The sequence below is a fragment of the Microbacterium sp. GXF0217 genome, from assembly GCF_054798195.1.
On the sequence record NZ_JBSJZG010000007.1, the window covers coordinates 167,221 to 188,751 of the forward strand.

Consider the following 21,531-nt stretch of genomic DNA (forward strand, 5'->3'; position numbering starts at 1 on the left):
CTGGTCAGTGGGCGCTGGCCTGCACGGCTCTGAGCCTGGCGAACACCTGGTCGCGCAGCTCCTCCGGAGCGCTCTCCTTGCATGCACGTGCGAGGACCTCGGTCAGCGTGGTCGCCACGAGCGCCTCATCACGGCATCCTGGGCAGTTCTCCAGGTGCTCGCGGATCTCGGCGTGCTCGGTCTTGCAGACCTCATTGCGGAGGTATTCCTCCATATCCTGACGCGCCTTCTCGCAGCCGCAGTCACTCATTTCCTGCTCCTCGTCGTGGCCGTGGCGATGCCTCGCTCAGCGGCGTAATCTGCCAGCAGCTCCCGCAGCATCCGCCTGCCACGATGCAGACGGCTCATCACGGTGCCGATGGGGGTCTTCATGATGTCGGCGATCTCCTGGTAGGCGAAGCCCTCGACGTCCGCGAAGTAGACGGCCAGCCGGAAATCCTCCGGAAGCTCCTGCAGCGCGTCCTTCACGACGGACGCCGGCATGCGGTCGATCGCCTCTGCCTCCGCTGATCGGCTGTGCGAAGCCGTGGTGGACTCCGCACCGCCCAGCTGCCAGTCCTCGAGTTCGTCGATCGTGCCCTGGAACGGCTCGCGCTGCTTCTTGCGATAGATGTTGATGTACGTGTTCGTGAGAATCCGGTAAAGCCACGCCTTCAGGTTCGTGCCCTGCGAGAACGACGACCACGACCCGAAGGCCTTCACGAAGGTCTCCTGCACGAGATCGGCCGCATCGGCGGGGTTGCGGGTCATGCGCATGGCCGCGGCATAGAGCTGATCCATGAAGGGGATCGCCTGTTCCTCGAACTCGCGCCGAGCGTCGCCGACCGTGTCGGCAGATACCGTGTCATCCATCATCGGCCAGTCTAGGCCGACGATGTCCGCGAATTCCTGATCGACCGTCGCGATCATCACCACTCCTTCTCGGTGTAGGCACCACCGTTCACTACAGTGGGAACCGATGAGTGACACACGGTATTCCCCCGCCCCCGCCCGCGGTGCCTACGCCGCTCCCTCTGTCGACGGGTCGGTGCACGCCGCCGTGACCGTCCCCGGTTCGAAGTCGCTGACGAACCGAGAGCTCATCATCGCGGCGACCGCCGACGGCCCCGGCCGACTGGTCGCGCCGCTGCACTCCGACGATTCGCGCCGCATGGTCGACGCCCTGCGCGCGCTCGGCACCGGAATCGAGGAAGTGGATGCCGGCAACGAGTTCGGTCCCGACCTCGTCGTGACCCCTGCACCGCTCGTCGGCGGTACGACGATCGACTGCGGACAGGCAGGCACCGTCATGCGCTTCATCGCGCCGCTGGCCGGTCTCGCCGGTCACGACGTGCACCTCACCGCGCACGAGACGGCCCTTCATCGTCCGATGGGCGCCATGATCACGGCACTGCGGGATCTCGGCGTCGACATCGATGACGAGGGCACGTGGTCCCTGCCGTTCACGATCCGCGGACACGGCCGCATCCGCGGCGGCCGCATCGAGATCGACGCGTCGGCGTCCAGCCAGTTCGTGTCGGGTCTCCTGCTCGCCGCCCCCCGCTTCGATGTCGGACTGCATCTCGTGCACACGGGCGAGCACCTGCCGAGCCTGCCGCACATCGACATGACGATCGAATCGCTCAGCCGCCGCGGCATCCGCATCGAGCGGCCTGCGGCCGGGGAATGGCTCGTCGAGGCCGGAGTCCCCCGCGCCAAGGAGATCGCGATCGAGCCCGATCTCTCCAACGCCGCGCCCTTCCTCGCCGCAGCGCTCGTGACCGGCGGCGACGTGACCGTCAAGAACTGGCCGCTGCACTCGACCCAGCCGGGCGCGCTGCTGCCCGAGATCCTGCAGGCGATCGGCGCGCACGCCAGCCGCCAGCACGGCGACCTGACCGTGCGCGCCGGCGCCGACATCCGCGGCGTCGACCTGGATCTGTCCGCGGCGAGCGAGCTGACCCCGACGATCGCCGGGCTCGCCCTGTTCGCCGACTCACCCACGACGATCCGCGGGATCGGGCACATCCGCCTCCACGAGACCGACCGCATCGCGGCGCTGGTCGGCAACATCCGCGCACTCGGCGGTGAGGCCGAGGAGCTCTCCGACGGACTGCGCATCGTGCCGCGCACGCTGTCCGGCGGGACCTGGGCCGCCCATCACGACCACCGCATGGCGACGACCGGCGCGCTGGTCGGACTGCGCGTGCCGGGCATCGAGATCGACGACATCGGCACCACGGCGAAGACGCTGCCCGAATTCACCCTGCTGTGGGAGCGGATGCTGGGGTCGCTGTGAGCTGGCTCGATCCGGACGACGACCTCGACGACGAGTTCGAGGACTTCGACGAGTCAAGCATCCGGGTCCGTCCGAATCCGAAGGCGAACCGTCCGCGGACCAAGCGTCGACCCGCACACGAGGATGCCGAGATCGGGCGAGTCCTCGGCGTCGACCGCGGCCGCTACGCCGTGATGATCGACGAGGGCGCGGACGACGAGCGCACCATAACCGCTACCCGCGCCCGCGAGCTGCGCCGGACCCCCATCGTCACCGGCGACCTGGCCAGAGTCGTCGGCGACACCAGCGGCGATGAGGGGACGCTCGCACGCATGGTCGGCATCGTGGAGAGGACGTCGCTGCTGCGTCGCAGCGCGGACGACACCGATCAGGTCGAGCGCGTGATCGTCGCGAACGCCGACCAGATGCTCATCGTCGTGGCGGCGGCCGATCCCGAGCCGCGCCCTCGCCTGGTCGACCGCTACCTGGTCGCCGCGCTGGATGCCGGGGTCCGCCCCCTTCTCGTCGTCACCAAGACCGACCTGCACGACCCCGCTGGCTTCCTCGCGCACTTCGAGGGTCTGGACCTGCGGGTGTTCACCAGTGCGAGGGACGAGATGCCGGTGGACGAGATCGGCGCGGCGCTGATCGGACACTCCACGGTCTTCGTCGGGCACTCCGGCGTCGGCAAGTCGACGCTCGTGAACGCCCTGGTCCCGTCGGCCGGGCGCGCGACCGGGCATGTCAACCAGGTCACTGGTCGCGGCAGGCACACATCCTCCTCGACCGTGTCGCTGCGCTACGAGAGCGAGCACGGCGCCGGCTGGGTCATCGACACCCCTGGGGTGCGCTCGTTCGGACTCGGACACGTCGACACGGCCAACATCCTGGCGGCCTTCACCGAACTCGCCGCGATCGCCGAGGACTGCCCTCGCGGGTGCACCCACCTTGCCGATGCGCCGGACTGCGCGCTGATCGAGGCCGCGGACCGCGGCGAGCTCAGCCCGGCCGAACTGTCGCGTCTGGACTCCCTGCAGCGCCTGTTGCAGACCTCCGCGGACAAGGCCGAGCAGACACCGGGGCGTTAGGGTAGGAGCGTGACCGAACTGCGCCTCGCCCCTAGATCCACCGCCCCCGACTTCACCCTGCTCGACCAGGACGGCAACGCGATGAGCCTGGCCGATCTGCGCGGCGAAAAGGTCGTGCTGTACTTCTACCCAGCGGCGATGACGCCGGGGTGCACCACGCAGGCATGCGATTTCCGCGACAGCATCTCGTCGCTCCAGGGGGCGGGGTACCGTGTCGTCGGCATCTCCCGTGACGAGCCGGCGAAGCTCGCGGAGTTCCGTGACCGAGACGCCCTCACCTTCACGCTGCTGAGTGACCCCGACCACGCCGTGCACACCGCCTACGACGTGTGGGGCGAGAAGATGAACTACGGGAAGGTCGTCGAGGGCGTGATCCGATCGACCTTCGTGCTCGATGAGCAGGGCGTGATCACCCACGCGCTCTACAACGTCAAGGCGACGGGGCACGTCGCTCGACTGCGCAAGATCCTCGGCGTCGACGCCTGATCCGCGGGCTCAGCTCTCGTCGGTCGTCGCCGCGCGCTCGGCCTCGACCTCACGTCGTGCGCTCGAGATCAGCAGGACGAATCCGAGGAGGCCTGGGACACCGGCTCCGATCACGAAGAGCCAGGCCACCGGCTGGATCGTCAGCGCCATGAACGCGAGCGCGACGCCCAGCACCTGGAAGGTGATCCCGCCGGATCGCGCCCACGAGCGTCCGCGCAGCGTTCCGACCGCGAACGCGAACAGGGCGCCGGCGCCGAGCAGGGTCAGTGCGATCAGCCCGAGTGCGGTCGCGGTGTTCGATGCGTCGCCGGAGCCGAGTCCGAACGCCTCGATCAGAGCGATGACGACGAGTGCGGCGCCCTCGAGAGCCAGAACGGCGGCTGCTGCGCGAGCGAGGCCGGGAGCGTGCACTTTTCTCCCCTGAGAATCGGATATGAACGCACAAAACCCTTGATTTCATGCGGATGCTGTAACACAATGTTAACAGTCATGTGCTCCCACAGCGGCGTGGGGCGAGTAATCGCTCGCATCACTTCACCAGGGTAGCGGACCCGATATCCCGCCATCCGAATCTGAGCCATCGAACACCCGTTGGTTCATCAAGAATCCACACCGAGGAGCCCCCATGGACTGGCGCGACAAAGCCGCCTGCTTGACTGTCGACCCCGAGCTGTTCTTCCCCGTCGGGAACACCGGACCCGCCGTCGATCAGATCGAGAAGGCGAAGACCGTCTGCGCCACCTGCACCGTCACGGAGATCTGCCTGCAGTACGCCCTCGAGACCAGCCAGGACTCGGGCGTCTGGGGAGGCCTCAGCGAGGACGAGCGCCGCGCTCTCAAGCGGCGCGCCGCCCGCGCCCGTCGCGCGAGCTGACCACCCGGATACGAGAAAGGCCCCTCCACGGAGGGGCCTTTCTCGTATCCGGCTACTTCTTGATCCACCGCAGCGGAATGTCGATGGTCACCTCGGTGCCGACGCCGTCGGTGCCCTTCCACTCGATCGTTCCGCTGAGTTCGCCCTGGATGAGCGTCCGGATGATCTGAGTGCCGAGCCCCTGGCCGATCCGCCCCTCCGGCAGGCCATGGCCGTTGTCGGAGACGGTCACGCGCAGCTTCTCGTCGGTCCGCGTCGCGTCGATGGTCACGAAACCCTCCTGCCCGGCGAGGCCGTGCTCGACGGCGTTGGTGACGACCTCGGTGAGCGCCAGCGCGAGCGGTGTGGCGTACTCGCTCGGCAGCACGCCGAAGTGCCCGGTCGACATCGTCCGCGCCCGGGTGTTGGGGGCGGCGGCGACCTCCGCCACGAGCTTGAGGACGCGATCGAACACCTCGTCGAAGTCGACCTGCTGCGTCAGACCCTGCGCGAGAGTGTCGTGCACCACAGCGATCGAGTCCACACGGCGCATGGCCTGCGTCAGCGCGTCACGGGCCTCATCCGAGTGCGTGCGGCGCGCCTGGATCCGCAGCAGCGAGGCCACCGTCTGCAGGTTGTTCTTGACACGATGGTGGATCTCACGGATCGTCGCGTCCTTGGTGATGAGCTCCTGCTCCTGGTGACGCAACTCCGTCACATCACGGCAGAGCACGATCGCGCCGATCCGGGTGCCGTGGTCGCGCAGCGGGATCGCGCGCAGCGAGACGGTGACACCGCGCGCTTCGATGTCCGTGCGCCAGGGCGCTCGGCCGGTGACGACGACCGGAAGCGACTCGTCGACCTGTCGTGTGACGGGCAGGATCCGAGTCGTCACCTCGGCGAGGGACTCCCCCTCGAGTTCGTCGTCGAAGCCCATCCGGTTGAAGGCGGAAAGCGCATTCGGGCTCGCGAACGTGGTGACGCCGTCCACGTCGATCCGGATCAGCCCGTCCGACGCACGCGGTGCACCGCGTCGAGGCGATGTGGGGGCGGCCAGATCGGGGAACTCGCCGGACGCGATCATGCGGAACAGATCGTTCGCGCAGTCCTCGAACGTGATCTGCTGGCGCGAAGGCGTCCTCGCCTCACCGAGGTTCGTGTGACGGGTGACGACGCCGATCACCTTCATCGGGGCGTCCTTCGACCGGCTCGCCAGGATCGGAACCGCTCGGACCCTGGTCGGGGTCTCCTCGAACCAGTCCGGAGAGGATGAGTCGACGATCTCCCCCGATTCGAACGCACCCTGCACCTGCGTGCGCCACTGCGGACGCACCCGTTCGCCGACGATGTCGCGGTAGAACAGCGTCGCGGCGCCGCTGGGACGCGCGTGCGCCACCGCGATGAAGGACGCATCATCGGTGCGCACCCAGACGACGATGTCGGCGGATGCGAGGTCGGCGAGGAGCTGGCCGTCTCCGGCGAGGCGGTGCAGCCATTCGACATCGCTGTCGGTCAGGCACCCCTGCGCGTGGACGAGATCACTGAGCGTTGACACCCCTCAAGCCTAGGGCTCGGGACGCGGCCGCCGCGCAGTCAGTCGACTTTGACAGCGGAGATCTCGAACTCGAGCGTGATCTTCTCGGACACCAGTACACCGCCGGAATCCAGCGGAACGTTCCACTCGAGCCCGTAGTCGCGGCGCTGCAGTCGGCGCGTGCCCTCGAACCCGGCGCGCAGCTTGCCATCGGCATCCGTCTCGATTCCGATGAACGCGAGCGGGATCACGACCTGCTGCGTGACGTCGCGGATCGTCAGATCGCCGGTGACGGCGAAGGCGTTGTCGTCGACCTCTTCGATGTGCGTGCTGACGAAGGTGATCTCGGGCCAGCGCTCGGCGTCGAAGAAGTCGGCGCTGCGCAGATGGTCGTCCCGCTGCTGATTGCGCGTGTCGATGCTCGCGACGCGCAGGACCACCCGCGCCGACGAGTCCGCCGGCGTCTCGGTGTCGACGTGCAGGTTGCCGGCGACGTCGTTGAACGATCCGCGCACGGTGGTCACCATGGCGTGCCGCGCCGAGAATCCGATCCGCGTGTGCGCGGGGTCGAACTCCCAATCGCCGTTGACTTTCTGGAGGTCGTTCATCAGGCTCCTACCCAATCACGATGCGGGTACAACCGGATGAGCATACCAAGCGCCATCTGACAGCAGACGGCGTGCACCATCACAGCACGGCGAGCGATGTCGCGCGCCAGCGACGATCGAGACCTTCAAGACGGATCGCCACCGCGCGCGTGCGTCCTGGGCCGGCGACGACGACCACCGCCTCGACGACGCCGTCCGCCGGAGCCGTCCGCCGTACGGACAGGATCTCGAACACCGGTCGGCTGGGCGGGACATCCCGTGCGCTGCGGGCGCGTGCCGCGAGATTCGCACGGATGACCAGCTTGTTGTAGGCATCCTCACTGAACCAGCGGGCCAGCTGGTCGACCTCCCGCACACCGGCGAACACCTCGAGCGCTCCCTGCGTGAGGCTGCGCAGCAGCGGTTCGGGGTCCGGCAGCTGCGCCGCCGGCGTCGGCTGGTAGGAGAAGTACTCATGCAGTGTCATGTCGTGCCGTTCTCGTGCGTGACGTGCCGAAAGTAGAACACGTCCGGAGGCCGCCATGCGGATCTGCGGGTGCCGTTGTGGATAACTCGTACACGGCTCGCGTCCGCTCCCCTACGCTCGATGCGTGCAATGGGACGGACTGTTCGAGGACCTCGAAGGTCAGCTCGCGTCGGAGTGGGAGGCGGAGCGCGCCGCACTGGATGCCGAGTCGGAGCGGCTGCGGATCTCCCGCATCGAACTGCGCGCCCGGCTGCGTGCCCTTGCGGTCGCGTCCGCCGAAGTGACGCTCGAGCTGCCGGGCGGGCGGATGCTGGCCGGAGGGATCGTCGAGCTCGGCGCCGACTGGCTCGCCGTGCGCACCGGCCAGCACCCCCGGGAGTCGCTGGTCCCGCTCGCGGCCGTCCGCAGCATCCGGATGGATCACGGGATGCTGCTGGCCAGCCTGGATCCGACGCTGCCGTCCTCCGAGCTGCGCGAGCGGATGACGCTGGGCTTCGTGCTCCGCGATCTCGCCCGTCGCCGGGTACCCGTGACGATCGAGGACCTGGACGCCTCCCGCAGACACGGGACGATCGATCGCGCCGGAGCGGACCACCTGGATCTCGCCGTCCACGATGCCGGCACGCCGCGCCGCGCGCAGGACGTCCGCGCCTACGTCATGATCGCGTTCTCCGCTATCGCCCGTGTCGAACTGGGCCAGAGCTGACGCGTCCGCTCAGGGGCGGTGCGGCGTGGTTCCCCACACCTCGGGGAAGCTCGCCTCGTTCGCCTGACGCCACAACGCCATGCGGCGCGCTTGCTCCGACTGCTCGGCGAGATACTCCGCCAGACTGCTCTCCTCCACGCGCCAGCGCGCCGGGGACCCCAGTTGAGAACCGCGCAGCCGCCCCTCGTGCACGAGCGCGATGACCTCGTCGACCTCGATGCTCAGCAGTTCGGCGACCTCGGCAGGGGCGAGGAAGCGCGGAGCGCGGGACGACGGTTCGGGCATGACCCTATTGTCCACTCCCCGCGGGATCAGGACCTGGGACCGACACCCCTGTGGATAACTTTCTCTGCGCGGCCGCGTGTTCTGTGATCATGTCCGTCATGACCACGCACACGCGCCTGCGCCGCACCCCGTGGGGCGACGCCCGCTTCTACATCGGCATCGCCCTGGTCGCGCTCTCCATCATCGGCGTCTGGTTGATCGTGAACGCCTCGCGCAGCACGGTGCCCGTGCTCAGAGCGGATCGCACGATCACGCAGGGCGAGGCACTCAGCTCCGCAGATTTCAGTGTGGTCGACGTATCGCTCGGTGCCGCCTCGGACGGTTACCTCTCCCCGCAGGATCTCGCCGCAGGGCAGATCGCGACCCGCAGCATGGCCCAGGGCGAGCTGCTGTCCTCCGCTGCCGTCGGCGACGCGGCCGATGCGCGCACCACGACGCTCGTCGTCGAGAGCAGCGTCGGTCTTCCGGCCGAGATCGAGCCGGGCACCGTCGTCGAGCTCTGGCAGGCGCCGGCGCTCGAGGAGGGCTTCGATGAGCCGCGCATCCTGGTCGCCGACGTCACGGTGGCGTCGCTCGTCGAGACCGAGGGGATGATGGCGCAGGATCATCCGGCTGTGGAGCTCGTCATCGACCGCTCGGATGTGTCCGATGTGCTGTCCGCGATCACCGGCGGCGCTGCACTGTCCGTGGTGCCGATGGGATCGCGATGACCACGGTCGCCATCGCACTCGATGAGCCGCGGGCATCGGCGCTCGCAGAAGAGCTCGAGGATGTCGGCATCGTCGTCGCCGCGGTGCTGCCCGTCGGCTCGGTTCCGGATGCGGCTTTCGGCGAACTCGACGCCGTCGTCCTCCCGGCCGCGCGCGCGTCCCTGACCTCCGAGGTCGTCTCCGCCTGCGACAGAGCGGGCATCCGCATCATCGCTCTCGGAGAGGGAGAATCGCGCCTGCTCGGACGCTTCGGAATCACCGGAGCACTCCCCGCCGACGCGACGGCCGCCGCCGTGGCCGCGGCGATCGCCGGCGACGCTCCCCCGGCGACGATCCCCGCACCGGCCGGGCGGGCGCGCGTCGTCGCGGTCTGGGGCCCCCACGGCGCGCCGGGGCGTTCGACTGTGGCGATCCAGCTCGCCGTCGAGCTCGCGCGGTCAGGACACCGGACGGCCCTGCTGGATGCCGACAGTGTGGCACCCTCGATCGCTCTGCTGCTCGGGCTCAGCGACGAAGCCCCTGGGCTCGCGGCCGCGTGCCGTCGCGCGGAGCTCGGCGGCCTCGACCCCGCAGAGCTGACGCGACTCGCCGCCACCGTCGAAACGTCGGGCGGAAGCGTCGAGATCCTCGGCGGGTTGAACCGCCCGAGCCGCTGGCCCGAGCTTTCCGCGGTCCGCCTCCGCCGGACGCTCACCGCATGCCGGGAGTGGGTCGACCGGATCGTCATCGACACCTCGGCTGCGTTCGAGGCCGACGACGAGGTGACCTGGGATCTCGAGGGTCCGAGGCGGCACGCCGCGACGACCGCGGTCCTCGCCGATGCGGATGAGATCATCGCGGTCGCCTCCGCCGATCCGCTCGGCGTCGCGCGCTTCCTGCGCGATCATGCTGAACTGCGCAGCATCGTGGGCGACACCCCGGTGCGCGTGGTGATGAACCGGGTGCGACCAGGCCCGCTCGGCATCGATGCGCGCGGCCAGGTGCGGCGCACGCTGGAGCGCTTCGCCGGCATCGCCGACGTCACCTTCCTTCCGCACGATCAGCGCGGGACGGATGCCGCGCTGCTGCACGCTCGTCCCATCGCGGACGTGAATCCGCGATCGCCGCTCGTGGCCGGCATCCGTCGGATCGCGCAGGCGGCCGAGGACGCACCGGCCGATGGCATCACTGCCGGTAGTCGGCGAGGAAGTTCCCGAGTCGTTCGATCGCCTCGCCGAGCACGCGCGGTTCCGGCAGCGTCACGACGCGGAAGTGATCCGGAGTGGGCCAGTTGAAGCCGGTGCCCTGCACGAGGAGGATGCGCTCGGCGACGAGCAGGTCGTAGACGAATTTCTCGTCGTCGTGGATCTCATGCACGTTCGGATCGAGCCTCGGGAATGCGTAGAGCGCACCCTGCGGTTTGACGCACGAGACTCCGGGGATCGACTCGAGCCCTTCCCACGCGACATCGCGCTGCTCGTGCAGCCGACCGGACGGGCCGATCAGCGCGTCGATCGACTGCACGCCCGACAGCGCTGCCTGCACTGCGTGCTGGGCCGGGACGTTCGGGCACAGCCGGGTCGACGCGAGCAGGGTGATGCCCTCGATGAACCCCTTGGCGTGATCCTGCGGACCGGTGATGACCATCCAGCCGGACCGGTACCCGGCGACGCGATACGTCTTGGAGAGGCCGTTGAAGGTCAGACACAGCAGATCGGGGGCGAGCGTCGCGGTCGGGATGTGGACGGCGTCGTCGAACAGGATGCGGTCGTAGATCTCGTCGGAGAGCAGCAGCAGCTCGTTATCGCGCGCGATCTGGATGATCCCCTCGAGCACCTCGCGGGAGTAGACCACTCCGGTGGGGTTGTTGGGGTTGATGATGACGATCGCCTTGGTCTGCGGGGTGACCTTCGAGCGGATGTCCTCGAGATCGGGCTGCCAGCCGTTGTCCTCATCGCACAGGTAATGCACCGGTGTACCACCGGCGAGGCTGGTCATGGCGGTCCAGAGCGGGTAGTCCGGCGCGGGGATCAGCACCTCGTCGCCGGCATCCAGCAGAGCCTGCATCGTCATGGTGATGAGCTCGGAGACGCCGTTGCCGAGGTAGACGTCGTCGGGGTCGACGGGCGGGAATCCCTCGATCTGCTCGTAGCGGCTCACCACGGCGCGGCGCGCCGAGATGATGCCCTTGCTGTCGCTGTAGCCATGCGCGGTCGGCAGCGCCGCCAGCATGTCATGGACGATCTGATGCGGGGCCTCGAAGCCGAAGATGGCCGGGTTGCCCGTGTTGAGCTTGAGGACCGCGTGGCCCTCCGCTTCCAGTCGCGCCGCCTCAGCCGGAACTTTCCCACGGATCTCGTAGAGGACGTTCTTGAGCTTCGACGACTGGTCGAAGTGGCGCGAGTGGGTCATTGAGAAAGCCTACCGCCGTGCGGATGGTGCCTCTCGACGTCCGGCCAATGCATGATCCACCGGCAGGGCAGCGCTCCGCCGGCTGACCGCGGTCAGCCGGCGGATCAGCTCACTTCTTCTTGCCTGCGCGGCGCTGGGCGCGGTTCTGAGCCGGCGCGCTCTCGCCCGTGGGCTGCCCGAACGCACCGCGCTCGGCCGGAGCATCCGCCGCAGGAGCGGCCGAAGCGGCCTCGGCCGCGCGGCGGATGCGATCCGTCGCCGCCTGCTGGACCTGGCCGCGCTCGTTGCGCACCTCGACGTCACCGGAGTCGGTCGGCGCGGAGTACTCCAGCCGCTGCTCCGGTGCGCCGTCGGCGAGACCCTTGGCCTCGACGGACGCCGTCTCGGAGTCACCGGCGCGGCGCACCTCGACCTCGAGGTTGTAGAGGTAGCCGACCGACTCCTCCTTGATCTGCCCCATCATCGCCTGGAACATCGCGTAGCCCTCGCGCTGATACTCGATCAGCGGGTCGCGCTGCGCCATGGCGCGCAGACCGATGCCGTCCTTGAGGTAGTCCATCTCGTAGAGGTGGTCGCGCCAGCGACGATCCAGCACCTGCAGCACGACGCGGCGCTCGAGCTCGCGGGTGGCCGGGGTTCCGAGCGTGGACTCGCGGGTCTCATAGGCGATCTTCGCGTCCGAGAGGAGCTCGCGGATGAGCCCTTCCGACGTGATGCCGCCCTTGCGCCCCTGCGCCTCGGAGACGACCTCATCGATGGTCACGCCGACGGGGTACAGGGTCTTCAGCTCCGTCCAGAGCGCGTCGAAGTCCCAGCTCTCGTTGTGCCCCTCGGCGGTGTGGTCCTTGACGACACCCGTGATGGCATCCTCGATGAAGTGCTGCACGCGATCGGCGATGTCATCGCCGTGCAGGATCTGACGACGGTCGGTGTAGATCGCCTCACGCTGGCGGTTGAGGACGTCGTCGTACTTGAGGACGTTCTTGCGCATCTCGGCGTTGCGCGCCTCTACCTGCGACTGCGCGCTGCGGATGGCCCGCGACACGAGCCCGGATTCGATCGGCACATCGTCAGGGAAGTTGGTGCGCGCGAGGATCGCCTCGGCTGCGCCGGACTGGAACAGGCGCATGAGGTCGTCGGTGAGGCTGAGGTAGAAGCGGCTCTCGCCGGGGTCGCCCTGGCGTCCGGATCGACCACGCAACTGGTTGTCGATGCGGCGCGACTCGTGGCGCTCGGTGCCGAGGACATAGAGGCCACCGGCGTCGACGACCTTGGTGCTCTCCTCGGCGACGATGGCCTTCATCGCCTCGTACGTCTCATCCCACGCGGACTCGTACTCCTCCGGAGTCTCGGCGGGGTCGAGGCCCTTCGCCTTGAGCTCCTGCACGGCGAGGAACTCGGCGTTGCCGCCGAGCATGATGTCGGTGCCTCGACCCGCCATGTTCGTGGCGACGGTCACGGCGCCGAGACGACCAGCGCGCGCGACGATCTCGGCCTCCCTGGCGTGGTTCTTCGCGTTGAGGACCTCGTGCTTGATGCCCTTCTTCGCGAGCAGGCGCGAGAGGTACTCGCTCTTCTCGACGCTGACCGTGCCGACGAGCACCGGCTGGCCATCGGCGTGGCGCTCGGCGATGTCCTCGACGACCTGCGCGAACTTCGCCGTCTCGTTCTTGTAGACGAGGTCGGCCTGGTCCTTGCGAACCATCGGGCGGTTGGTCGGGATCGGGACGACACCGAGCTGGTAGGTCGACATGAACTCGGCTGCCTCGGTCTCGGCGGTACCGGTCATGCCGGCGAGCTTGTCGTAGAGGCGGAAGTAGTTCTGCAGCGTGACGGTGGCAAGCGTCTGGTTCTCGGCCTTGACCGGCACGCCCTCCTTGGCCTCGATGGCCTGGTGGATGCCCTCGTTGTAGCGGCGTCCCACGAGGATGCGACCGGTGTGCTCGTCGACGATCATGACCTCGTCGTTCATGACGACGTAGTCGGTGTCCTTCTTGAACAGCGCGAGCGCCTTGATCGAGTTGTTCAGGAACGAGATGAGCGGAGTGTTGGCCGACTCGTAGAGGTTGTCGATGCCGAGGTAATCCTCGACCTTCTCGATGCCGGGCTCCAGAACGCCGACCGTGCGCTTCTTCTCGTCGACCTCGTAGTCCTCGCCCTCGACGAGCGTGCGGGCGATCTTGGCGAACTCGGCGAACCAGCGGTTCGCCTCGCCCGACGACGGACCCGAGATGATCAGCGGCGTGCGCGCCTCGTCGATGAGGATCGAGTCGACTTCGTCGACGATCGCGAAGAAGTGATCGCGCTGGACGAGATCCTCCTTGCGCCACGCCATGTTGTCGCGCAGATAGTCGAATCCGAACTCGTTGTTCGTCCCGTAAGTGATGTCGGCCGCGTACTGCTCGCGGCGCACCGCCGGCGTCTGCCCGGAGACGATGATGCCCGTGGTCATGCCGAGGGCGCGATACACGCGCCCCATCAGCTCGGCCTGGTACGACGCGAGGAAGTCGTTCACCGTGATGACGTGGACGCCCTTGCCGGCGATCGCGTTCAGGTACGTCGGGAACGTCGCGACGAGCGTCTTGCCCTCACCGGTCTTCATCTCCGCGATGTTGCCCATGTGCAGGGCGGCGCCGCCCATGATCTGCACGTCGTACGCGCGCATGCCGAGTGTGCGCTTGGCCGCTTCGCGGACGGCGGCGAACGCCTCCGGCATCAGCTGATCGAGCGTCTCGCCCTTCTCGAGTCGGGCGCGCAGCTCGGTGGTCTCGTTCGCGAGCTCTTCATCGGTGAGCTTCTCGAAGTCCTCCTCCAGCGCGCCGACGGCCTTCACGACCTGGTTGAGGCGGCGAAGGATGCGACCTTCACCCGCGCGCAGCAGCTTCTCAAGAGGATTCGCCACTTAAGTCATCTCCCTGTTCTGGGTCAGATCCCGGCCGCCCCGATGGGGCCGGTGCCGGGCATACTGTGCCATGTTACCGGGCCGTGACCTGCGCGTCGCCTGCAAGGGACGCCCGTCGACGTTTCCGCGTATGCATATACTCGGTATTGCGTTTGCACCTCCACCCGAAGGAGACCGCATGTCCGTCCGCCAGAGCCTGCTCGCCATCCTCGATCAGGGGCCGTGCTACGGCTACCAGCTGCGCGCCGAGTTCGACCGACGGACGGGGTCCACCTGGCCCTTGAACGTCGGTCAGATCTACAACACGCTCGAACGCCTCGAGCGCGATGGGCTGGTCGAGCGTGGGCAGGCGGATGATCAGGGGCACGTGTACTGGCAGATCACGGATGTCGGATCCGCCGAGGTCGCGTCCTGGTTGTCGTCCCCCGTCGAACGCGGGCAGGCGACGCGCGACGAGCTCGCGATCAAGCTGGCGGTCGCGGCGACCCTGCCCGGCGTCGACGTTTCCGCGGTGATCCAGACGCAGCGCGTCGCATCGCTGCGGCAGCTGCAGTCGCTCCAGCGCGCCCAGTACGCGGGCGGCGAGCCCGACGGACCGCAGGAGCTGGCCTGGTCGCTCGTCGTCGACTCGATGATCTTCGCGGCCGAGGCGGAGACGCGCTGGCTCGACCACGCCGAACAGCGCCTGGCGATGCACCCGCAGCACGCCATGGCACTCGAACTCACGACCGAGCGACCCAAGCGGGGCCGACCAGCCAAGGCCGAAGCGGAAGCCGCGGTCGAGGCATGAACGAGGCGTTCCCGCGCGTCGCCTGATCGAGCGCCGCGCGTTCGCCCCGAGCGGATGCACAGCCTCGGCATCCGCTGCGGAAAGTAGGATCGGCTCATGGCTGGATTCTGGGGCAGACGCAAGCGCGAAGAAGAAGCTGCACGATCGGCACAGGATGCCGACCTCGCACGCAAGGCCGAGCAGGCGCTCGTCGCGGCCGACGAGCGCATCCGCACGGCGGGAGACGAGCTGGTCTTCGCCGAGGCAGAGCTCGGAACGTCTCTGACCGCTGACCTAAAGGCCGCGCTCGACGCCGTGCGCACGCATCTGCGCGAGGCGTTCCAGCTGCACCAGCTCAACCACGACGAGATCCCGGACACGGCCGAGGAGCTGCGCACGCGCAACGCGCGCATCGCCCAGCTGTGCGAGTGGGCCGAGCAGCTGCTCGATGAGAAGACCGCAGCTCTCGCCCAGCAGGTCGCCAGGGTACGGCAGGCTCCGCAGGTCATCGCCCAGCTGCGTCAGGATGCCGAGACGCTGACCGCGCGCCTCCCCCACGCCCGTTCGACGATCGAACGGCTCTCGAGCCGGTACTCCGAATCCGCCATGCACCAGATCGCCGCCGCCGCCGACGAGGCCGAGCAGCTCGCGGCGTTCGCCACGCACGGTGCCGATGTGTCCGAGCGCCGCCGCGCCGCGCGCCAGAACGAAGAGGCCAACCTCGCCCTGGAGACTGCGACCGAAGCCATCCGTCGCGCCGGGGTCGTCCTGGATGCCGTCGAGGACTTCGAGATCGAGGCCCTGCGGGCCGAATCGACGCTGGCGGAGGTCGTCGCGGATTCGCGCGGGGACATCGTGGCTGCTCGCACCGCCCCGCAGGTGCCCGCCGTCACCACCGCGATCTCCGATCTCGAGAAGGCACTCGCGTCGCTGTCCCCGTCCGGCACGCGCAACGATCCGTTCACGGAGCTGAGCACGCTGCGAACCGCGAACACCGCACTCGACGACGCGATCGCCACGGCGCGCCACCGCGCCGAGAATCCGCTGCCCTCGGTCGAGCACGTGCAGCACGCGCTCGACGACGCCGACCGTCAGCTCGGCGTCGCTCGCAGCCTCATCGCCGGACACCGCGGCTGGATCGGCGCGGATGCCAGGACGCGCCTCGCCGAAGCCGAGCGACTGCGCACGGACGTTCCGATGCTCCTGCCAGCCGAGGAGACCAGGGAACAGGCCCTGGCCGCCGCGCGACGGGTGGCGCAGCTCGCCTCCGAGGCGCTGCAGCTCGCCCAGCGCGACATCGACTCCGCCCGTCCGCAGCAGCAGAACGACGGCTGGGGCGGAGACGCGCCCGGTTGGGGCGGCGGCGGCTGGGGCGGCGGCGGTCGCCGCGGCGGAGGCGGAGGCGACCTCGCCTCCGGCATCCTCGGCGGCCTCGTGATCGGCAGCATCCTGGACGGCATCTTCGACTGACGGCGCCGCCCTGCACGACGAAGGCCCGGCGCGAGCCGGGCCTTCGGTGTGTTCAGGGACGAGTCAGGACGCCAACGCCTCCTCCGGCGACGCCTGAGTCGTCAGCGAGATCACGCCGTAGTCCCAGCCTTTGCGGCGGTAGACGACGCTCGGGTGGTCGGTGCGGACGTCAACGAAGAGGAAGAAGTCGTGTCCGACCAGCTCCATGCGGTCGACCGCCTCTTCCACGGTCATCCACTCCGCATCGAAGTTCTTCGTCCGGATGACGACGGGCGAGTACGCCTCTTCCTCGGAGTCGACCACCGGGACACTTCCGGTCGCCACGGCGTGCAGGACGTCGGCGGATGCCGGCTGCACGTCGATTCCCTCCAGGGCGCCGCTGCCCTTCTCGAAATGAGCACCTCGTGGGTGCTGGCGGCCATCAATGCGCTTCTCCTTCGCACGCCGCAGCTGCTCGGACATCTTGTCGAGAGCCAGGTCGAGAGCGACGAACTTGTCGCCGTCTGTGGCCTCCGCACGCACGACGGGGCCCTTGCTCACCAGGGTGAGTTCAACGGTCTCATCAGGGACTCGGCCCCCGCGATACGCCCGATGGGTGACCTTGACATCCAAGCGCTGCGCTCGGGCTGCGAGCGTGGAGATCCGGGCGATCTTCTCCTCGACAACGGTGCGAAAGCGATCTGAGATGCTCACTCCCACGCCGACGATGCTCGTTTCCATTCGTGCCTCCTTGTCCCGGTCCTCCCGGCCAAGGGCGGACCGTGGTCGCCTTGTGACCCCCTACCGTAGTCCCCGTTCCTATGGATGTCACGACCCATTTGCCTCGTGTCGGCCAGGTGTTCATCCGAGCCTCGGCGTGGCGGCGAGCGCGACCGCTCCGCGCACCAGGAATCCCGCCTCGGTGAGCGCGGCGGACGCTTCGACCAGCGTCGCCCCCGTCGTGATGACGTCGTCCACGAGAATCACCTCCTCTCCGGCGCCGAGACGCCTCGCCCGCATGCTGCCTGCGACGTTGCGGGCCCGTTCGGCCCGCCCCAGCCCACGCTGATCCTCGGTGCCACCGACATGCGCGAGCAGTCGCACGGGACGTCGCCCGCACGCGCGCACCAGCAGGTCGGGCACGCGATAGCCCCGACGCCGGAAGGACCCCCTGGAGGTCGGGACCGGGACGATCAGCGTGGTCTCCGAGGGCAGGACTTCACGCAGGGCCGCCGCCAGCGGCCGGACGAGCAGCGTGCTTCCGTCCTCCTTCACGGCGCGGATGCAGCGCGCGGCGACGCCCTCGAACGACAGTGCAGCGGTCGAGGTGAGCCCGCCCGTCAGGACGCGCTGCACCGGCATCGCACGCAGCAGGCTCCGGCATGCGGCGCACAGCAGCCACCCCGGCTCGTCGCATCCGGCGCACGAGGCGCCGAGGAGCACGCTGAGGATCTCATCGAGCAGATGCGGGTGGGATGCGCGTTCCGGCATCCGGCCAGTGTGCATGCACGCCTGAGGCGCCGGCGGAAGGATGCCGTGGCATCCCCCGCATCCGTGCAGAACTCATCGATCGTGCGCGCTGTGCAGAGCGGAGCGGATCAGTAGCCCGCCCGCGTCCCCAGCACGAGGACACCCGAGAAGAACTCCTGCCAAGCCGACGTGCGGGGCGCGTACAGGGTGCCGTCCGCTCCGAGGATCCTCAGACCGGCCTGCGACTTCGCGCCCGCGAAGGAGTCGCTGCCCGTCGGCGCGCTCTGCTCGCTGCCGGGCCCGCCGACGATCTGCGTCCGGATCGCGGCATCCTCGCCCGTCGCCAGGATGCCGAGGCTGTCGGTTCCCGACCAGACCAGCCCCTGCGCTGGCGCGCTCAGCTCGACGACCTCGTGCGTCGGCCCGAGGCCGATCGGCACATTACTCTCGTCGCGCAGGATCACCGCGGTCACGACGCTCTGCCGACCGCCGATCGTGACCAGGGCCGCGATGCGCACGCCATCGGTCGACACTCGCAGCGCCGAGATCGCCGATGCCTCCGACCAGGCATCCGCCACGTCGTGCGGGGTGACGTCCTCGGTCCACGCGTGCAGGTCCTGGGGATCGCCGGCCGGTACCGACCAGATGAATCCGTACGGATCGATCGATGGCTTGACGAGGCCTGGCCTGGAGTCGAGTTCGTTGGCCTTCGAGTTCGTGATCGCGAACACGACGCCCGTGCTCACCTGAACCGCCGCGAGTCCCTCGCCCTGGGCGAGATCGATCGCGGTGACCGGATCCTGGAACTGAGTGAGCAGATCCGTGATGCCGGCGATCGGCACCACCTCGCCGCCGACCAGGCTGCCGAAGCCGTCCTCGGTGAGCACGATCGTTCCGACGTCACCACCGTCCCCGGCGAGGCCGGCCTCGTCTGCTTCGAGAGCGCTGCCGTTCACGGTGAAGCGCACCTCGGTGACGCCCGTGGCCGTCAGGCTCCTCTCCAGCTGCGTCCGCATGCGTGCGAGTGTGGCCGCGTCCAGCGAGAGCGCGGCGTCCGTGAGCGCGACGCTCGCGATCTGCTCCGACACCGGAACCGAGTTGCCGTCCAGAAGCACATCGGCCGGGAACGCCGTGTGCACGGCCGGCTCCAGCCAGTCGCTCGGCGTCCCCTCGATCACGGACTGCGTGATCGAGGTGGCGACGTTCGAGCCGCGCGGGTACCAGCGGACGTCGGGCACGAGGTGGCGCCAGCTCTGATCGAAGTACTGCAGCGAATACCGGCTGTACACCTGCTGGAACGATCCCTCGTCGAGCACGATGCCGTCCGGCGCGCTCGCGATCCGCCACTCGCCGTCCGCGTCGCGCGCGAGCTGGAAGTCGAGCTCCGTGCCGCCGGCGGCCTCGGTGTAGCGACCGTCCGCGTCCACGCTCGCGCGCTGGTCCAGGTCGACCTCGACGTCGGCGGCGTCCGCCGCCTCGACCTCGTCCGGCGAGTCGACGCTCGACGCATAGGTGCGCGATCCTGCGACGTCGATCGTGACTCCGGCGCCAGGGCGCCAGATATCGGCGAACTCGGGAGTGAGGAACTCCTTCGCGATCGCCCAGTTGTCGGTGGGGGTGATGGATGCCTCTAAGAACCCGGCGACGATCACCTCCGGTCCGGCACCGGCGATCGGACTCGAGGCGCGCTCGGTGAAGGGCGAGTCGGCCTCGACGGCGCCGACGGGAAGCCCGATTCCGACCGGGCCGGACGTCGGAAGACCGGCGCACGCCGTCAGCGCTGCGGCGAGCGCGATCACGAGGCCGCCGCGCAGCATCCTGCGGATTCTCATGATCGCCCCTTCCGCTCGTGCGCCTCGTCCGGATCGACGGCACCGTGCTCCTCGGCATCCAGCTCGTAGCGCACCTGCGCGACGTGCAGCGGCTGCGTCGCATCGGAGAGGTCGCCGAGTGCATCGGCGGGCTCCAGCGGGACCGGAGACGAGCCCTGCATCGGCCCCGGCTGCCGCGGAATGGTCAGCACGAAGTTCGACCCGACTGCGAGCTCTGACCAGACGGCGAGGCTTCCGCCGTGCAGCCGCGCGTCGCCGAGCGCGATCGACAGGCCGAGTCCGGTGCCGCCGATCGTGCGCTGGCGGGACGGGTCGGCGCGCCAGAACCTGTCGAAGACGCGCTCCGCATCGGCGGCCGACATCCCCAGGCCGAAGTCCCTGACTCCCACCGCGACGGCATGCTGGTTGCTGTCGACCGTGATGACGACCGGCCGGCCCTCGCCGTGCTCGATCGCGTTGCCGATGAGATTGCGCAGCACGCGGCGGACCCGACGTGCATCCATGTCGACGGGCGAGTAGCCGCCCGGCGCGACCAGGCGCAGCTCGGTGCCGTGACCGTCGGCGAGCGGCCGCATCTGATCGATGACGTCCTCGGCGAGGTGCGCGAGGCTGGTCGCCTCCAGTTCCAGCTGCACGGATCCGGCGTCGTAGCGACTGATCTCGAGCAGGTCGTTCAGCAGCGTCTCGAAGCGCTGCACCTGCGTGTGCAGGAGCTCGGCTGTCCTGGCCGTGGTCGGATCGAACTCGCCGCGCTGATCGTTGAGCATGTCGGCGGCGAGACGGATCGTGGTGAGCGGGGTGCGCAGCTCGTGCGAGACGTCGGACACGAACCGCTGCTGCACGAGGGACAGTTCGCCGAGCTCCTTGATCTGCGCCTCGATGCTGTCCGCCATGGCGTTGAACGAATGCCCGAGCGTGGCCAGCTCATCCTCGCCGTGCACGGGGATGCGCACGCCGAGATCGCCGGTCGCGAATCGCGCGCTCACCTCGGCCGTCTCCACGATCGGCACCGACATCGACCGCAGGACGATCCAGGAGATCCCCGCGATGATCGCCACCAGCGAGAGACCGGCGACCCAGAGCGTGCGCTGGACGAACACCAGCGTCTGCTCGGAGTCGGACAGGTCGTACGCGATGTACACCTCGTAGGGTCCGACATCGGGGACGAACAGCTGCTGTCCGACGATGATGCCCGGCACTTCGGCGCCGTCCTCCTCCAGCGCGACGGACTGCCACGCCTGCACGTCGTCGATCTCGTCCACTCGGGTGCGCAGTGCGGGCGTGACGAGGCCCTCGTCCAGCAGTTCGATCGACCCGAAGGTCGGCGGCGCATAGCCTCCCGGGTCGATGTCGCCCTGGAACACGGCGATGCGGTCGGATGAGGACGTGCCGCGCAGATCGCGCTGCACGACCCGCCACAGCGCCACGAAAGCGGCGCGGTCGTCGCCGACCTCGGCCGCATCGAGCGTGGTCTGCGCCGCCGCCACGGCACGGCGCGCATCCGCGAGCGCCTGGTCCTTCCGCGACTCGAACAGGTCGTTCGCGATCACCAGGGCCATGGTCGCGCAGGTCACGAAGACCGCGGATGCCGTGAGCAGCAGGGTGATCGTGATCGTGCGGAAACGGAGCGACCGTCGCCACAGCGCACTCATGTTCGAGGGCCAGCTGCGCCAGTCGCGCCACAGCCCGACCTGCGTGACCGTCGCGCTCGTCGCGATCACGCGG

At 68.8% G+C, this 21,531-nt stretch carries 22 protein-coding genes; 9 read left to right on the forward strand and 13 right to left on the reverse strand.

The genetic code is table 11. From position 1 onward, the window contains the following. Positions 1-4 precede the first annotated feature (4 nt). Positions 5-250, reverse strand: a complete 246-nt coding sequence (locus ACWAT3_RS14875; RefSeq protein WP_460799649.1) for a zf-HC2 domain-containing protein — start codon at positions 248-250, stop codon at positions 5-7. Beyond that, positions 247-909, reverse strand: a complete 663-nt coding sequence (locus tag ACWAT3_RS14880) for a sigma-70 family RNA polymerase sigma factor (protein WP_460799651.1) — start codon at positions 907-909, stop codon at positions 247-249. The genes ACWAT3_RS14875 and ACWAT3_RS14880 overlap by 4 nt, the downstream gene beginning before the upstream one ends. Positions 910-958: 49 nt before the next feature. Between ACWAT3_RS14880 and aroA the strand changes: the two genes are divergently transcribed. From aroA to bcp, 3 genes are read left to right on the forward strand one after another with little or no spacing between them, the layout of a single operon-like run. Then, positions 959-2,278: a 3-phosphoshikimate 1-carboxyvinyltransferase gene (gene aroA, locus ACWAT3_RS14885; protein WP_460799652.1), complete on the forward strand. Its 1,320-nt coding sequence runs from the start codon at positions 959-961 to the stop codon at positions 2,276-2,278. Further along, positions 2,275-3,345 (forward strand): ribosome small subunit-dependent GTPase A, encoded by a 1,071-nt coding sequence (gene rsgA / locus ACWAT3_RS14890; protein WP_460799654.1) that lies wholly within the window; start codon positions 2,275-2,277, stop codon positions 3,343-3,345. The genes aroA and rsgA overlap by 4 nt, the downstream gene beginning before the upstream one ends. 9 nt (positions 3,346-3,354) lie before the next feature. Beyond that, complete coding sequence (bcp, locus tag ACWAT3_RS14895) at positions 3,355-3,831, forward strand: thioredoxin-dependent thiol peroxidase (RefSeq protein WP_460799656.1); 477 nt, start codon at positions 3,355-3,357, stop codon at positions 3,829-3,831. Positions 3,832-3,840: 9 nt separating this feature from the next. On the opposite strand, the gene ACWAT3_RS14900 is transcribed toward bcp, so the two are convergent. Further along, positions 3,841-4,242: a hypothetical protein gene (locus ACWAT3_RS14900; RefSeq protein ID WP_460799658.1), complete on the reverse strand. Its 402-nt coding sequence runs from the start codon at positions 4,240-4,242 to the stop codon at positions 3,841-3,843. Between the two features lie 214 nt (positions 4,243-4,456). Between ACWAT3_RS14900 and ACWAT3_RS14905 the strand changes: the two genes are divergently transcribed. Further along, positions 4,457-4,705, forward strand: a complete 249-nt coding sequence (locus tag ACWAT3_RS14905; RefSeq protein ID WP_017203224.1) for a WhiB family transcriptional regulator — start codon at positions 4,457-4,459, stop codon at positions 4,703-4,705. A 52-nt stretch (positions 4,706-4,757) separates the two neighbouring features. Here ACWAT3_RS14905 and ACWAT3_RS14910 read toward each other — a convergent pair whose 3' ends face one another. The 3 genes from ACWAT3_RS14910 to ACWAT3_RS14920 form a co-directional block, all read right to left on the reverse strand. After that, entirely contained in the window at positions 4,758-6,239 is a 1,482-nt protein-coding gene (locus tag ACWAT3_RS14910) for a sensor histidine kinase (protein ID WP_460799660.1), read from the reverse strand. Between the two features lie 38 nt (positions 6,240-6,277). Further along, positions 6,278-6,826 (reverse strand): YceI family protein, encoded by a 549-nt coding sequence (locus tag ACWAT3_RS14915; protein ID WP_460799662.1) that lies wholly within the window; start codon positions 6,824-6,826, stop codon positions 6,278-6,280. A gap of 79 nt (positions 6,827-6,905) precedes the next feature. Beyond that, a complete protein-coding gene (locus ACWAT3_RS14920) occupies positions 6,906-7,292 on the reverse strand; it encodes an Rv3235 family protein (RefSeq protein WP_460799664.1) in 387 nt (128 codons plus the stop codon). Between the two features lie 124 nt (positions 7,293-7,416). Here ACWAT3_RS14920 and ACWAT3_RS14925 point away from each other — a divergent pair, with 124 nt between their 5' ends. Then, the gene (locus tag ACWAT3_RS14925) at positions 7,417-7,998 is read left to right on the forward strand and encodes a hypothetical protein (protein ID WP_460799666.1); all 582 of its coding nucleotides are present in this window, start codon (positions 7,417-7,419) and stop codon (positions 7,996-7,998) included. A gap of 9 nt (positions 7,999-8,007) precedes the next feature. Here the strand turns inward: ACWAT3_RS14925 and ACWAT3_RS14930 are convergent, their stop codons facing one another. Then, positions 8,008-8,283: a helix-turn-helix domain-containing protein gene (locus tag ACWAT3_RS14930; protein WP_460799668.1), complete on the reverse strand. Its 276-nt coding sequence runs from the start codon at positions 8,281-8,283 to the stop codon at positions 8,008-8,010. A gap of 98 nt (positions 8,284-8,381) precedes the next feature. On the opposite strand from ACWAT3_RS14930, the gene ACWAT3_RS14935 reads away from it, so the two are divergent. Both ACWAT3_RS14935 and ACWAT3_RS14940 read left to right on the forward strand, forming a co-directional pair. Then, positions 8,382-8,993 (forward strand): SAF domain-containing protein, encoded by a 612-nt coding sequence (locus ACWAT3_RS14935; protein ID WP_460799670.1) that lies wholly within the window; start codon positions 8,382-8,384, stop codon positions 8,991-8,993. Further along, positions 8,990-10,267 (forward strand): AAA family ATPase, encoded by a 1,278-nt coding sequence (locus ACWAT3_RS14940; protein ID WP_460799672.1) that lies wholly within the window; start codon positions 8,990-8,992, stop codon positions 10,265-10,267. Before ACWAT3_RS14935 ends, ACWAT3_RS14940 begins: the two co-directional genes overlap by 4 nt. On the opposite strand, the gene ACWAT3_RS14945 is transcribed toward ACWAT3_RS14940, so the two are convergent. Both ACWAT3_RS14945 and secA read right to left on the reverse strand, forming a co-directional pair. Next, a complete protein-coding gene (locus ACWAT3_RS14945) occupies positions 10,158-11,384 on the reverse strand; it encodes a pyridoxal phosphate-dependent aminotransferase (RefSeq protein ID WP_460799674.1) in 1,227 nt (408 codons plus the stop codon). The genes ACWAT3_RS14940 and ACWAT3_RS14945 overlap by 110 nt on opposite strands. Positions 11,385-11,493: 109 nt before the next feature. Further along, complete coding sequence (gene secA, locus ACWAT3_RS14950) at positions 11,494-14,286, reverse strand: preprotein translocase subunit SecA (protein ID WP_460799676.1); 2,793 nt, start codon at positions 14,284-14,286, stop codon at positions 11,494-11,496. A 178-nt stretch (positions 14,287-14,464) separates the two neighbouring features. Here secA and ACWAT3_RS14955 point away from each other — a divergent pair, with 178 nt between their 5' ends. Together ACWAT3_RS14955 and ACWAT3_RS14960 are read left to right on the forward strand one after the other, a co-directional pair. After that, positions 14,465-15,076 (forward strand): PadR family transcriptional regulator, encoded by a 612-nt coding sequence (locus ACWAT3_RS14955; protein ID WP_460799677.1) that lies wholly within the window; start codon positions 14,465-14,467, stop codon positions 15,074-15,076. 96 nt (positions 15,077-15,172) lie between these two features. Next, positions 15,173-16,525 (forward strand): coiled-coil domain-containing protein, encoded by a 1,353-nt coding sequence (locus tag ACWAT3_RS14960; protein ID WP_460799679.1) that lies wholly within the window; start codon positions 15,173-15,175, stop codon positions 16,523-16,525. Positions 16,526-16,588: 63 nt separating this feature from the next. Here ACWAT3_RS14960 and hpf read toward each other — a convergent pair whose 3' ends face one another. From hpf to mtrB, 4 genes are all read right to left on the reverse strand, one after another. Next, positions 16,589-17,245, reverse strand: a complete 657-nt coding sequence (hpf, locus tag ACWAT3_RS14965; RefSeq protein WP_460799680.1) for a ribosome hibernation-promoting factor, HPF/YfiA family — start codon at positions 17,243-17,245, stop codon at positions 16,589-16,591. 120 nt (positions 17,246-17,365) lie between these two features. Then, on the reverse strand, positions 17,366-17,995 hold the full coding sequence (locus ACWAT3_RS14970) for a ComF family protein (protein ID WP_460799682.1): 630 nt from the start codon (positions 17,993-17,995) through the stop codon (positions 17,366-17,368). Between the two features lie 107 nt (positions 17,996-18,102). Continuing rightward, positions 18,103-19,806, reverse strand: coding sequence for an LpqB family beta-propeller domain-containing protein (locus tag ACWAT3_RS14975; protein ID WP_460799684.1), 1,704 nt, complete (start codon positions 19,804-19,806; stop codon positions 18,103-18,105). After that, the gene (gene mtrB / locus ACWAT3_RS14980) at positions 19,803-21,527 is read right to left on the reverse strand and encodes an MtrAB system histidine kinase MtrB (protein WP_460799686.1); all 1,725 of its coding nucleotides are present in this window, start codon (positions 21,525-21,527) and stop codon (positions 19,803-19,805) included. The genes ACWAT3_RS14975 and mtrB overlap by 4 nt, the downstream gene beginning before the upstream one ends. Between the last annotated feature and the right edge of the window lie 4 nt (positions 21,528-21,531).